This is a genomic window from Nitrosarchaeum sp. AC2 (genome assembly GCF_013407385.1).
GTDB lineage: Archaea > Thermoproteota > Nitrososphaeria > Nitrososphaerales > Nitrosopumilaceae > Nitrosarchaeum > Nitrosarchaeum koreense.
On record NZ_CP030847.1, the window covers coordinates 1224241 to 1237217 of the forward strand.

The following is a 12977-nucleotide window of genomic DNA, read 5'->3' on the forward strand; positions in this document are numbered from 1 at the left end:
AATGAAAAGAAAAAATATTAGCATTTCAATTATTGCTTCTGCAATTCTTGTATTGGCATTAGGTGTTGGAATCTATGGAACAGAATCAGCTCAAGCTGGAAAGATAACCATAGACGAATCAAGCAGTGAACTCATGCATTTTTCACAAATTGATGCAAGTGCACTAAATGAAAATAGAGTACTCACTGTAAATCGTGGTGAAACAATACAAATCCCTGTAGCAATACATGCTGCAATGGAGAAGTCTAAAAACCTTAAATTTGGAATTACTTCTGATGGACAAGAAACAATTCTTGCACTCACTGGTGAATCTATTTTACCAGATGGAATTAGAGCAAACTCAGACAAGTCTTCTTTTGGATTTGAGGCCTTAGAACAAGTAGGAGTAACACAAAGAGATTCTGCAAACATAACCATCAGTATTGATGTCAATGCAAAGGCAGGCGAGTATCCTCTTTCTCTTGTCCTTTACGAAAAGAAAGGCGACAATGCAGAACAAGTTAGAGAATACTTTACTCTCAAAGTAGAGTAATCACCCTCTTCTTTTTATTATGCAAATTTTTTATTGTCATGATGGAAACTCAAATTGACAAAAAAACAATCATTTTGTTTGTAGCAATTGTGTTGTCTGTAATTGGAATATTTTCTTTTATTTTGTATCTAACTATTGGCATTCCTTGGGATTTCTATGTAGAATGTATTCAAAATGGAATGCTTCCGTCAGGAACGCGTGCCAATCATGCCTGTATTGAGATATAGAATTGAATTTATTTTATAATTACAACACAATTCAGAATCAAAATTAACAAGAGTTACAATAATGATTATGATGATCTTGACAAAAAACTAAGCCTTTTCAATCGAACATTTCAGTTCCACAGTGAAATCAAATCTCTTAAATTTGAACTGTTATGGGAGTACTAACCATCTGATTTGAATTCATGAAAAATAAAATTACAGTGAAACAGTAACAAGAAAAAAGAGTAGGAGTTTGAAGTACTCCAGTAACTTTCTACCGTCATTTAAAATCATCAGAGTATCTGTGCCCATAGTGAGCACAAATCCCTCCCGGTCCACTCCTTTATCAGTCCATAAATAAGATTTTTCTATTAGAATGAGTATGGAAGAATTTGATGATCCATTGATGTTATTTCAAGATGCCCTACCAAATCGCCTAACTAGGGATAGATATGAACATCGACTAGATTTGTTTTTCAAGTTTTTAGAAATTGATGGAGATTCGCCTGAAATTAGAGCTGAAAATTTTACAAAAAAAGCAGTAGATCCAAAATGGACGACTTCTGTTATTTTGAAATATATCAGAATGCACAAAGAAAGAGCCGAGAAAAAAGAAATCTCAACTGCAACACTTCCAAATTACTACAAGCCAATAAAATTATTTTGTGAAATGAATGATGTTGCATTAAATTGGAAAAAAATAACACGCGGGATACCTAAAGCCAAAAATATGCTACGGATAGAATTCCAACATTAGAAGAAATCAAACAATTAATCAGATATCCAGATAGAAGATTAAAACCAGCTATTCTTGTTATGATGTCCTCAGGAATCAGGATAGGGGCTTGGAATTATTTGAGATGGGGCGACATAACACCCATTGAAAGAAATGGTGAAGTGTTAGGAGCAAAATTAATCGTTTATCGTGGAGAAGCAGAAGAATATTTTACATTCATCACTCCAGAAGCTTATGAAGCAATACAAGAATACATTGATTTTAGAATTGCACATAGAGAGAAAATTACAGAAAAATCATGGGTTCTAAGAGATGAATTTGATGTTGCAAAATCAAGTAGAGGTATTGCGACAATTCCAAGAAAATTACAAAGTTCAGGATTAAAGAGACTGATAGAGCGAGCTTTATGGGCTCAGGGGTTAAGAAAGCCACTAGAAAAAGGCGAAAAAAGACATGAGTTCAAGACGGATCATGGATTTAGGAAATATTTCAAGACGATATCTGAAAAACACATGAAATCACTCCATGTAGAAATGCTAATGGGTCATGCTACAGGTCTTGCAGATAACTATTATAGAATATCAGAGGACGAAATGCTTGAAGAATATACTAAAGCAGTTCCAGCTTTGAGTGTATATAATATTCCAATAGAATATGAAAATGAACAAATCAAAAACATGCAAAATGAGATGATGCGTTTGAAGTTTGATTTGGTAAAAGTTCTCAGAACTTTAAAAGAATCAAATTTAATTTCAGATGACGATATCAAGACAAAATTTATGACAATGCAGAATCATGTCAAATTTGATAAAGAGTTCATCATGGTCAAAGATACAGATGGAATGGATATAGCATTTTAGAGAAAAACGTAGTTCCTATTAATTCACTAAACTTAACATTGATAAATTCTGCAATCTAAAACAATTAGTACATTTTAAAGCCTTTCTTATATTATAAATTCGAATAAAGGAAATTTCCACATAGTCTTTATCCATTCTTGTATTGGGAAGGAATTCTCGATCTTTTTTACCGCATTTAGGACAACGGGCAATTCCATTCCCTATTACATGTTCAAAATTTGCACATGAATCACAAATTCTTTTATTTTTCTCTACAATCATATCTTCCATATCATTGGTTCTCATACAACCACATTCACAGTCACAAATTGTCATTACCATACATATGATCTTTCTACGTAATAAAGTTTTAACAATTTTCACGTTAGACATGTAAAATGTTAAAATAGTTTAAATATTGAAGAAACAACACATTCCTATTGAAAGAAGAAATTTTACAAATCAACGAACTTAATGAATTAGCGAAAAATCTAAGACTTTCTACCTATGAAAGTATGACTTATTTCACATTACAAAGATCAGAAATCCCATTATCAGTCATTGAAATAGAAGAATCATCTAAAAAAATATTTGAAAAGAGACTTCCAGTTACCAAAATCTATGAGGCATTAAAAACTATAGAAGATTATGGTTTAGTAGAAAAGGTGGAAACAAGTCCTCTCAAATACAGAGCAATTCAAGGACCAGAACCACTAAAAAAATTAGTCAAAAATTTTACTGAAGAACAGAAAAATGCACTTTTACGTAAAGAGGAAGAAACCATTACACAAATTCAAAAATTGTATGAAAATTACGCATCTACCAAAACTAAGCGATTTATCTGGCGTATTTATTCAAAAGATGAAGCTGAAAAAATTACTATCGACATATGCAGTAGAGCAAAAAAAGACATACGAATAATGACAGAACATGGTGGATGGATAACAAAAAATGATTATTTTCTAGATCTTTTAAAGAAAAAAGATGCAGATGGAATAAAAATTTGGACTTTAATTTCCGATAATAAATTTGTAGAACGTGAACGACGTAAAGAAAGAGATGAATTTGAAAAATTCATAAAATCTTTAAAAAACGCTAATCATTTTTGTTATAAACCTGCTGCACTACGTGCAACAATTGTAGATAATCATGAATGCATATTTTTTATTTTGAATGATGCAGGGATAGGAGATCCAAATGAGGCTAATATGTTAATTTATTATACTGGAATTCAATCAGTGGGTCAATCTGTAGCAGATTTTTTTAACATGAAATGTCTTGCTCTTAAACAAAATCTCCTGAAAAAATTTATTCAGTCAGATGAATCATTATCAATATATAATGATCTGCTTTTTGGTTAGGCTACAATCACGAATTAATCGATCATAAGTTCAAATCTTTCAAGTTTTGAATTTTGATTTATCTATATTAATAGATCATGATATATCATGATCAATGGCTACAATTTCAGCAAATGTCACAAAAAAAGAAGCAGATGCAATAAGAGAATATGCCAATGCATGTGGCGAAACAATGTCAAATCTAATACGAAAGTGTTTGATTTCAGAAGCTGTTTTTAGAAATTTTTATGGTGATGCAAATGACTATAATTTTGGAATAGAAATTCCAGATTGCACATCAGGTGAGAAAGAGAGCAAAATCGAATTAGACACTCACAATAGGATTAGAAGAATTTTAGGATTAGAAGAACAAATAGAAATTTAATGAAATATATGATAAAACATACGTACTTTTTTATATCATACAACAAAATAATATTACAGATTATAATGAGGTATTAAAAAAATGGCAGACACAAGAGTAAAGTTAAGTTTTCCAGATGGTACATCAATTGAGATTGAAGGAACTGAAATCTTTGTTGAAAAACATTGGGCAGAATTAAAAACACATATTGTCTCTGCATCACAGAACCATAATGTACCGAATAGACCAAATAAAATAAAAGATACCAATAAAAACGCTATAAAATCAAAAAAGAAAAGTGCTGTTAGTCCTATTCCAATTAATTTGAAGGGAGATGGTAAAAAACAATCATTAAAAGAATTTTACAAAGAAAAAAACCCAAACACTAATCAAGAAATTATCACAGTGTTTGCATATTATCTAAACAAATTTTGTGATATACCAAATATGGAATATGGTCATGCACTATCATGCTATATTGAAGTAGGAATAAGAAAACCAACAAATTTTGAAAGTTTGTATAACAATATCAGAGCAAGAACGGGTTATATTGAAACTGGAGAAACACGGTATTCAGCCAAGATTAGTATTTCTGGCGAAAATTTTGTTGAACATGATTTACCAAAACAAGTTAATAAAAAATAGGCATTAAAATTGGATGCTGAAAAAATTAAGAAGTTTGTTAAATCAATACATGATTTTGATAGTCTAGATAAATCCCATATGATTCTTTATTTTGGGTTATATTTACAAACAGAAGAAAACTATGAAAAATTTACAGCAAAAGCCATCAATGAATGTTTTGATGTTTTTGATTATGAAAAACCAAAAAACACTCAAGATTTACTAAACAAACTACATAATAGAAACGGACACTTGATTCCAAAAAATGGTGGATATAGAATTAAAAAACAAACAGCAGATGAACTCAGATCTCAAATTTCAATAAACAATCCAGTTCGTCTTGAAAGAGTTTTCAAACCAGGAGAAATGTATGATTTCTATAAATTAATTCAAAGTATAACAATGTCAACACAAAAAAGTGTTTTTATTGTTGATGCTTATGCTAATGAAGATGTCATAGATCTGTATTTAGATAAACTTCCTGTTGGGATTCAGATGTATATTTTAACAGATTGCCCAAAAGGAAACTTCATGAATGTTGCAAGTAAATTTAAACAAAAACATGGAACAAATTTTGTAGTCAAAACTCATAAATCGTGTCATGACAGATTATTCTTTTCAGATAAAACATGTTATGTAATAGGACAATCCATAGACAGAGCTGCAAATGACAAACCAACCTATGTATGTGAAATTGAGAATGGGGGAATATTTAGAAGTGTATTTCAGGATTTATTTAACAAAGGAAAAACAATAATTTAAAATTCAAAAAGAAAATAAGAATTTAGAAGAATCCACGAAATAAACCGCTATCAGCACTCATACCTCCCGGTCCATCCCTCTAGCCTCCTTTTTCAAGTTCCAAAACCATAGAGTAAAAGACAGTGTAATCTTAATTCAAAATGCAAGTCCCAAAAATGAGAATTAATGATCGCATTTATTAGAGTACCAAAAAACGTGATCGCATTGGAATCTATCTGCATGCACTGTGGAAACTCTTGTGAGGATAATGATAAATTCTGTTCTCAAAATTGTAGGGATTCACACATCATTGAGATCACAGTAAGAATTAATGAAGCGACTCAAAATGATAAGAGTCATACTAAAAAAATCAGCGAAGACAATTAAAACTAAAATCAATATCTACGTTTTCTGTAAGATATTTCATCTTCATCCTTTTTCATTAATACTTTTTTTCTTTTTACTGCCTCTTCAACCTCAGCAAGAAGTGTCTCTTTTTCTTCTCTAAGTAATTGTTCTACGGTCTTTTCTTTATCTTCCATATCTCATTTTTCCCCAAAATTACTTGTTTATGAATCAAGCATCTAACGCATTTTTTCGTCAATTGGATTTGGCTTTCTATGTCCCGAGAGGTAACAAGTAGATTTTGTCGACACTGTTTATTCTTTTAAATTTGGCATTTTTGTATGAAATAACTAAACAACCGAAAAACAACCTCATTTAGCCACTGAAGGTAAACAAAGAGAAAAAATCTCAATAGCCCCGATCGTTTACACAGAATCTGAAAAAATCATATTAGTGTAATATTTTATTACATATTTTTTATGAAATTCCCAAAACTTGGAAATTCTAGTTAGACTTAACTAATATAGGAAAAAACGACGAGTAATGAAATTAGTTTGTATGCATTGTGGAAATTCCTTTGAAGGAGACAATACCAAATTCTGTTCTCAGAGTTGTAGAGATTCATACATAATGGATATCGAAAAAAGAGTTAAGGAATCAGTAAAAAATGATTCTAGCCACACTAAAGAATTAAGTCGTGATTTTTAATACTAACACAGATAATTTGAACAAATTAACCATGCAGAGAACAATCAGAAATTTTTGCCTCAGTGTAGACCCATATACTATGGCAAATGATCTTCATTACAGATATTTATTTAGACATCTTTGATTGTTCTCTAATTTTTGATAGAAATACATCAGTCATTTGCAATAATCGATTCATTTCAGAATCACCTATAGTCATCGTAGTCCTCCATTATTTGTTCTCTTATCTTCATGAGAACATGTTTTGTCATTTTTAGCAAATAGTTGATTTCAGAATCATCAAGATTATCACGTCCTTGTTCATAGGAACTTTTTGAAATATTGCCAACTTCCTGCTCTAAACTAGATAGGGTCAAGACTGTACGAATCAATATAACATCTCTCCTTTTTCCCAAGATAAATCAAATAACGAACTCATCATGTCGACTATAGTTTCAGATTCATTATCAAAAAGAGTCAACTCTAAATTCATCTAGATTATGATTATCAGTATTAGATATAGGTCAAATGGAAATTTTTTACGCATATGGGATCCAATTTGGAAAATATCATCAAATCAGCATACTGTAAAAACATCATCATTATTTGCAGATATTATTTTTTATTATCCAAACAGGTTGTTAATTTTGCAAAAACATTAGTATTATAACCAAGAAATTCCATTTATCATGACATGATAAAAATAAGCATCATGCATTTTGTGTTAATATTATTAGTAGCAACATGGTTTGGATATACATCAAATGCTACTGCCACAGATACATCTGAAGATATAACAATCACACAAATTAATGATGAAATAAGTCTCCAAAAGACAATTTCAACAATGCGTATACCTGAAGATAAATCACTCTCATGGGGAAAAGTAAAGGGTGATGCTTCTGATTATGTTGAGAGGTATCCAGTAATAATTCAATTTTTCAAAGGAGATGAACCAGTACATGTAGCTCAGGTTAAAGTCAAGGGAGATGGTTCCTACGAATACAAATTCAAAATAAGAAATACTGATCAAAACACTGGTGAAATAGTAGATATTTTTGAAGGAGAGTACACTGTAAAAATATTCAAGGTCATTCACACCAAATCACAAATTTAGAAAGTCATAGAATTCATATACAGTTCAAAGAACTTTAAGAACTAGAATATGAGTAAAAATTTTTGGCATGATATAGAATCAGGAGTAGACATTCCAGAGATTGTTAACGTAATAGTAGAGATTCCAAAGGGGTCCATGAACAAATATGAATATGATAAAAAACACAACATGATAAAACTAGACAGAGTATTATTTTCACCATTTCATTATCCAGGAGATTATGGTTTGATTCCTCAGACACTTTCAGAAGATGGTGACCCACTTGACGCTCTTGTATTGGTAACAAATCCAACATATCCAGGAATTCTAATTGAGGCAAGACCGATTGGATTGTTACAAATGAAAGACGATGGAAATCCAGATGACAAAATTATCTGTGTTTCAACAAATGATCCAAGATATCTTCATACAGTAGACATTACAGATGTGGAAGACCATTTCCGCTCAGAGATTGGGCATTTTTTCCAGGTCTACAAAGATTTGGAAGGGAAAAAAGTCGAGATATTAGGTTGGAAAGGAGCTATAGAAGCAAAAGAGATCATTGTAGAATCAATCAAAAGATACAAAGAGACTTTGAAAAAATATTAAAAATTAAGATATGCGTATTTGTTTTAACAAATACTGTATTTTAATGACTATTCGTCATCTAGAATTATCCAAGATAATCCCATTATAGATTCCCAAGCAGGTGGGGTATCAGTATGATTTGTCATACAATACAATTACAAAATTTACTTAAAACACTCGCGTATGAATCATACATAGAAATTATCAGCACACCCTAAATACTAATTTTGAAAATCAATACTAATTGGAACTCTCACCAAGTACCGAATCGGTTTGGGTCTTAAGTTCCAGTTAAAAATTTCTTTGAATATTTTAATTTTTAGGCATACAGCATGCATTTTTTAATAGATGTAAAATATGATTATCGTATGTCAGAGTACAAATTGGAGAGATGGGATCTTTCAGAACTTACAAAGGATCCAAAGAGCCCAGAATTTCAAAAACAAATTAAAGAATTAGAGGAAATGGCAAAGAGATTTGAAAAAATAAAATTAAAACTAGACCCTAAAATGTCATCAAAAAAATTTATCGACATATTACATGAAGTAGAAGATATTTCTGAAAAAATGAGCAAAATTGGAGGATATGCGTCATTACAATACTCTGCAGATACACAATCAGATGAAGCAACCTCACTAATTACTAGAATGTCAAAATTAGGTTCAGAAATTTCAAATAAAATTTTGTTTTTTGATTTATGGTGGAAAACTCAAGTTGATGATAAAAATGCAAAAAGACTGATTAAAGATTCAGGTGAACTTTCAGAATATCTCAATCATAAAAGACTATTTGCAAAATATGCTTTATCGGAACCAGAAGAAAAGATCATCAATACTTTAGACGTTACAGGAATTTCTGCCCTTGTAAAACTGTACGATAAGATGACTAGCGCATATGTATACAAAATGAAAGTTGGCGGAAAAACAAAAAAGATGACACGTGAAGAGATTACAAATTACATTAGAAGTACAAATGCAAAAGTCAGAGAGACAGCATACAAGACAATTTTAACAAAATATACTGAAAACAAGGGAGTAAATGGAGAGATATATCAGAATATTGTTTTGAATTGGAAAGATGAAGGAATCGAAATTCGAGGGTACAAGTCGCCAATCTCTATGAGAAATATTGGAAACGATGTAGATGATAAAACCATAGAGTCACTTCTAACAGTATGTAGAAAAAATTCTCCGGTATTTCAAAAATTCTTTTTACAAAAAGCAAAAATGCTAAAAATGAAAAAATTACGCAGGTATGATCTGTATGCTCCTGTAGCAACCCACATGAAAGAGAAAAATTATCAATATGATAAATCAGTAAAGATTGTTTTAGAGTCACTTGGAAGATTTAGCCCCAAACTAGAAGGGTTTGCAAGAAAAGTCTTTGATGAAAAACATGTGGATTCATCCATAAGACCTGGAAAAAGAGACGGTGCATTTTGCAGCACATTAACTCCAAAGATCACACCATATGTTCTAGTTAATTTTACTGGAAAAACCAGAGATGTTTTCACACTAGCTCACGAGTTAGGCCATGCCGTTCACAGTCAAGCAGCACAAGACAGATCAATTCTTGTTCAAGATGCTCCGTTACCTCTAGCTGAAACCGCATCCACGTTTTCGGAATTATTACTATATGATAATTTATCAAATAAAGTAACAAATGATGAGAAAAAAATAATGCTAGCTGAAAAAATTGATGATCTTTATGCGACAATTATGCGCCAAGCATTTTTTACTATTTTTGAAGTATCAGCACATGAGCAAATTGGAAAAGGAACCATAGTGGATGAGATTTCAAAGACATATCTTCAAAATCTAAAAGAACAGTTTGGAAATTCAGTTGTCATTTCAGATGATTTTGCAATAGAATGGAGTTGTATACCTCATTTTTACCACACGCCATTTTATTGCTATGCATATTCATTTGGAAATTTACTTGCACTAACATTATTTCAAAGATATAAAAAAGAAGGAAATAGTTTCGTTCCATCATACATCGATATTCTTGCTGCAGGTGGCTCAAAGAAACCAGAGAAGTTGTTGGCAGAGCATGGATTTGATATCAGATCAGAGAAATTTTGGCAAGACGGATTTGATTATGTCCAAAGCCAAGTAAAAGCACTTTCAGCATTAAACTAGAGTTTTAATAATATGGGGCTGGCAGTCCAACGCATGGACTGCCAGCTTGTTCCCCGAACGGTTTGAATTCGATGTCAAATTGAAGTTCAAAATTATCTGATTTAAATGTTTGAAACTATCCCCAGTCTATTTTTCTTGATTTTAGTTTTCGAATAGAGCCAGCCAAAATACCAATAGTAATCCCAATATGATAAAGAAAGTACAAAAAGACTTCAAAAGTACTTGGCGTTAGATCAGTGAATCTACTAAGACCGGTTAATAGTAAAATAAGTAAGCTAAAAAACAAAACAAAAATTTTGGTGGCACCATGGATAGGTGCAAATTTCATCAATACAAAAGTCATAACAGTTACAGATATGGCAAGAACCGCCAAGAATCCAACATTCAATCCAAATACAAGAAAAATCAGAGAGGTTATCTCTCCAGGATTATTTGCCTGAAAAATGCTAGAGATATCAATTTTTTCAGTGGATGCAAACCTAGGAACACTCAAGATGGCATTTGCAAGAAACAAGAAAAATAAAGAGACAGAGACAGTCTTCACATGATTTTGTAGACGTGGAAATCGCAAGAGAATTGCTTTTCCCAAAATAATTCCTTGAAAAATTCCAATTCCAAATGCGCTTACTATTGCAACTACTGAAAATATAGGATTTTGAAAGACTTCAACTAAGTATGGAGCTAGAACCACATCTAAAAAATAATATGAATTGCAATATTAGGTACCAGATAGAGAGTTTTAGTAAAATTAGCAAAAAAATTTCATCAAAGATAAAAGGCTTGATGAATAAAAAGAGAGTAAATTTAATAATTTCATTATAAAAAAGTCAAACCTATGCAAAAGATCTTGATTTTGTTTGGATTGATAGGAGTGTTGATTGGCATGACAGGTTATGCATATTCACAAGAAACTAGTCTTGCTACATTTCAAGAGACCGCACAGATAATTATCGATAAGAGCATATCTCAAAACGTTACAGCCTCAATTGCCTTACAAAGTACAAGCATTCAAGAGATACAAATTCCAGCAGAATTGGAGCAAAAAATTAGAGAAGATAGAAGAATTACAGCAATAGTTGTAACAAATGAGAATCATTGTATTTTAGGTGTTTTTGACGAGTCATGTATCATCATAAATGTTGCAAGAGACCCAGAAGATAAAGGCATTTTAGCAATACAAAATACTACAAAAAGAGTCGCATCGTTATTTATCGATGATGTGAATCAGGCATTAGATACAGAAGCAAAATTTCATTCAGTATTCATTCAAAGTGGAGATGAAACAAGCAAGGCTTTAGAAACATCGGGGTCTATTTCAGGCAAAGGAACTGTATCTGCAGTGTATACGATGCCCATGGAAGACACTGCTTCAATGTATGAAAAGATCTCAGCATTACTTTTACCAAGAGAGATTAGAGACAGGGGAGGATTTTATGACATAGCAAAGAACCTATCAAAAGAAGAAAATGCAAAAATAACATTTTCTATAATACCAATAGAAAATAAATCATTATTGCAATTAAAATTATCAGTAGATTATCCAAATACTGCTTCATCAATAAATGAAATCAATCCATTAGAATTGTTGAAAACAAATGAATTGAAAAGATCAGAGTACTTTTCATCAGGATTTTATCCATTAAATTCAATATTACAAGTAGTAGTGCTATCACCAGAATCAACTAACGTATCAGATGTGAGAGGAAATATCATACCATCACAGTTAGTTGACGGTGAAAAAATCCCTACTGAAATTACAAAAGAAGGATGGATTTTTGATCCTGAACAAGGAAAGAGAATTCAGGGGAAATTTATTTTTGGGGAAAGAAAATCAATTGATAAAAATGAATTAATATTTTCATTAGGAGGTAGTCAGTTATCTACGCCTAAAATTGAAACATCATTTGATGAATCAATTGTAATTGTAATAATAATTTCAATTATTGCAATTGGCGCTGCAATATATTATCTTAAAGGGTATAGAAAGTAATTACACTAGCAAAACAGCAGCTGCAAAGACAGTAGTCCATTTTCCATCTTTGTCGCCTTTTGTTGATTGAGTAACATTTTGTGTTTTGTAAATTTGACCAGAGATAGTCCATTGTTGTCTTTTTTCATCCCAACTTTTATCAATATCAAATGGAATTCCAAGTGAAGATGCAAGCATTTGTGCTGCAATGTCTTCAGCATAATCACCTGACTGTTGTTCATTTTGTCCAAATGATTCGTATTCAGAAAGATATCCGTAACGATTAGTATCTTTAGGTCTGGCAATACCAACTGAAGCAGAACACAGTCTTTGTGGCTCATTTGTTTGATTTTTAGAATAAATTGTAAACAAGATTTGTCCAGGTTTAATTTGCTTAAGACCTTCATTTCTTGATATTAATTTTGCATTTGGCGGGAATATACTAGAAATCAAAACCAGATTAGTACCAGCAATCCCTGCATCTCTTAGAGCATATTCGAAACTTGTCAATCTGTCTTCATGAACGCCTTTACCTTTTGTAAGAAATAATTTCTTTGCAACTAAATCTAGCAATTCTTTTTTGATGAAACAGTTTTATTATTTATACTTTGATTGAAAAATCTAAAAACAGGTTTTAAAAAATATCAATTGGTTGTAACACCATATCATAATGTTTCAAGATGTCTCCTCATTTACAAAATTGTTCTATAGAAATTTACCATATTTGTGAAAAAATGAGATGATTTTAAGGCATTATTGTACCTAAAGT

The 12977-nt window shown here is 31.4% G+C and carries 19 protein-coding genes; 14 read left to right on the forward strand and 5 right to left on the reverse strand.

The genetic code is table 11. The features are described from left to right. Position 1: 1 nt before the first annotated feature. The 4 genes from DSQ20_RS07400 to DSQ20_RS07415 all read left to right on the forward strand — a co-directional run bounded on the left by DSQ20_RS07400 (position 2) and on the right by DSQ20_RS07415 (position 2334). A complete protein-coding gene (locus DSQ20_RS07400; protein ID WP_179365160.1) occupies positions 2-532 on the forward strand; it encodes a hypothetical protein in 531 nt (176 codons plus the stop codon). 41 nt (positions 533-573) lie between these two features. Beyond that, the gene (locus DSQ20_RS07405; RefSeq protein ID WP_179365161.1) at positions 574-759 is read left to right on the forward strand and encodes a hypothetical protein; all 186 of its coding nucleotides are present in this window, start codon (positions 574-576) and stop codon (positions 757-759) included. Positions 760-1120: 361 nt separating this feature from the next. Further along, a complete protein-coding gene (locus DSQ20_RS07410; protein ID WP_179365162.1) occupies positions 1121-1495 on the forward strand; it encodes a hypothetical protein in 375 nt (124 codons plus the stop codon). A 5-nt stretch (positions 1496-1500) separates the two neighbouring features. Next, positions 1501-2334: a hypothetical protein gene (locus DSQ20_RS07415; RefSeq protein WP_370464203.1), complete on the forward strand. Its 834-nt coding sequence runs from the start codon at positions 1501-1503 to the stop codon at positions 2332-2334. An 18-nt stretch (positions 2335-2352) separates the two neighbouring features. Here DSQ20_RS07415 and DSQ20_RS07420 read toward each other — a convergent pair whose 3' ends face one another. Next, a complete protein-coding gene (locus tag DSQ20_RS07420; RefSeq protein WP_179365164.1) occupies positions 2353-2649 on the reverse strand; it encodes a hypothetical protein in 297 nt (98 codons plus the stop codon). A 104-nt stretch (positions 2650-2753) separates the two neighbouring features. On the opposite strand from DSQ20_RS07420, the gene DSQ20_RS07425 reads away from it, so the two are divergent. The 5 genes from DSQ20_RS07425 (at position 2754) to DSQ20_RS07445 (ending at position 5769) form a co-directional block, all read left to right on the forward strand. Beyond that, positions 2754-3674 (forward strand): TrmB family transcriptional regulator, encoded by a 921-nt coding sequence (locus tag DSQ20_RS07425; RefSeq protein ID WP_179365165.1) that lies wholly within the window; start codon positions 2754-2756, stop codon positions 3672-3674. A gap of 94 nt (positions 3675-3768) precedes the next feature. Further along, the gene (locus DSQ20_RS07430) at positions 3769-4038 is read left to right on the forward strand and encodes a hypothetical protein (RefSeq protein ID WP_179365166.1); all 270 of its coding nucleotides are present in this window, start codon (positions 3769-3771) and stop codon (positions 4036-4038) included. 81 nt (positions 4039-4119) lie between these two features. Continuing rightward, positions 4120-4662, forward strand: a complete 543-nt coding sequence (locus tag DSQ20_RS07435) for a hypothetical protein (protein WP_179365167.1) — start codon at positions 4120-4122, stop codon at positions 4660-4662. 9 nt (positions 4663-4671) lie between these two features. Then, positions 4672-5403: a hypothetical protein gene (locus tag DSQ20_RS07440; protein ID WP_179365168.1), complete on the forward strand. Its 732-nt coding sequence runs from the start codon at positions 4672-4674 to the stop codon at positions 5401-5403. Between the two features lie 204 nt (positions 5404-5607). Further along, a complete protein-coding gene (locus tag DSQ20_RS07445; RefSeq protein ID WP_157832754.1) occupies positions 5608-5769 on the forward strand; it encodes a hypothetical protein in 162 nt (53 codons plus the stop codon). Between the two features lie 8 nt (positions 5770-5777). Here DSQ20_RS07445 and DSQ20_RS07450 read toward each other — a convergent pair whose 3' ends face one another. Then, positions 5778-5924, reverse strand: coding sequence for a hypothetical protein (locus tag DSQ20_RS07450; RefSeq protein WP_179365169.1), 147 nt, complete (start codon positions 5922-5924; stop codon positions 5778-5780). Between the two features lie 346 nt (positions 5925-6270). Between DSQ20_RS07450 and DSQ20_RS07455 the strand changes: the two genes are divergently transcribed. Further along, positions 6271-6435 carry a hypothetical protein gene (locus DSQ20_RS07455; protein WP_179364829.1) on the forward strand — a complete coding sequence of 55 codons (165 nt, stop codon included), beginning with the start codon at positions 6271-6273 and terminating at the stop codon, positions 6433-6435. Positions 6436-6620: 185 nt separating this feature from the next. On the opposite strand, the gene DSQ20_RS07460 is transcribed toward DSQ20_RS07455, so the two are convergent. After that, a complete protein-coding gene (locus DSQ20_RS07460) occupies positions 6621-6806 on the reverse strand; it encodes a hypothetical protein (protein WP_048109888.1) in 186 nt (61 codons plus the stop codon). A gap of 302 nt (positions 6807-7108) precedes the next feature. Here DSQ20_RS07460 and DSQ20_RS07465 point away from each other — a divergent pair, with 302 nt between their 5' ends. From DSQ20_RS07465 to DSQ20_RS07475, 3 genes are all read left to right on the forward strand, one after another. After that, positions 7109-7531 (forward strand): hypothetical protein, encoded by a 423-nt coding sequence (locus DSQ20_RS07465; RefSeq protein ID WP_179365170.1) that lies wholly within the window; start codon positions 7109-7111, stop codon positions 7529-7531. 48 nt (positions 7532-7579) lie between these two features. Beyond that, positions 7580-8119, forward strand: coding sequence for an inorganic diphosphatase (locus tag DSQ20_RS07470; protein WP_007550985.1), 540 nt, complete (start codon positions 7580-7582; stop codon positions 8117-8119). 347 nt (positions 8120-8466) lie between these two features. Beyond that, the gene (locus tag DSQ20_RS07475) at positions 8467-10239 is read left to right on the forward strand and encodes a M3 family oligoendopeptidase (RefSeq protein ID WP_179365171.1); all 1773 of its coding nucleotides are present in this window, start codon (positions 8467-8469) and stop codon (positions 10237-10239) included. 115 nt (positions 10240-10354) lie between these two features. Here the strand turns inward: DSQ20_RS07475 and DSQ20_RS07480 are convergent, their stop codons facing one another. Continuing rightward, complete coding sequence (locus tag DSQ20_RS07480) at positions 10355-10930, reverse strand: hypothetical protein (protein ID WP_179365172.1); 576 nt, start codon at positions 10928-10930, stop codon at positions 10355-10357. A 144-nt stretch (positions 10931-11074) separates the two neighbouring features. Here DSQ20_RS07480 and DSQ20_RS07485 point away from each other — a divergent pair, with 144 nt between their 5' ends. Next, positions 11075-12229, forward strand: coding sequence for a hypothetical protein (locus DSQ20_RS07485; RefSeq protein ID WP_179365173.1), 1155 nt, complete (start codon positions 11075-11077; stop codon positions 12227-12229). Here the strand turns inward: DSQ20_RS07485 and DSQ20_RS07490 are convergent, their stop codons facing one another. Continuing rightward, positions 12230-12781: a pyruvoyl-dependent arginine decarboxylase gene (locus DSQ20_RS07490; RefSeq protein WP_007550991.1), complete on the reverse strand. Its 552-nt coding sequence runs from the start codon at positions 12779-12781 to the stop codon at positions 12230-12232. Positions 12782-12977 lie beyond the last annotated feature (196 nt).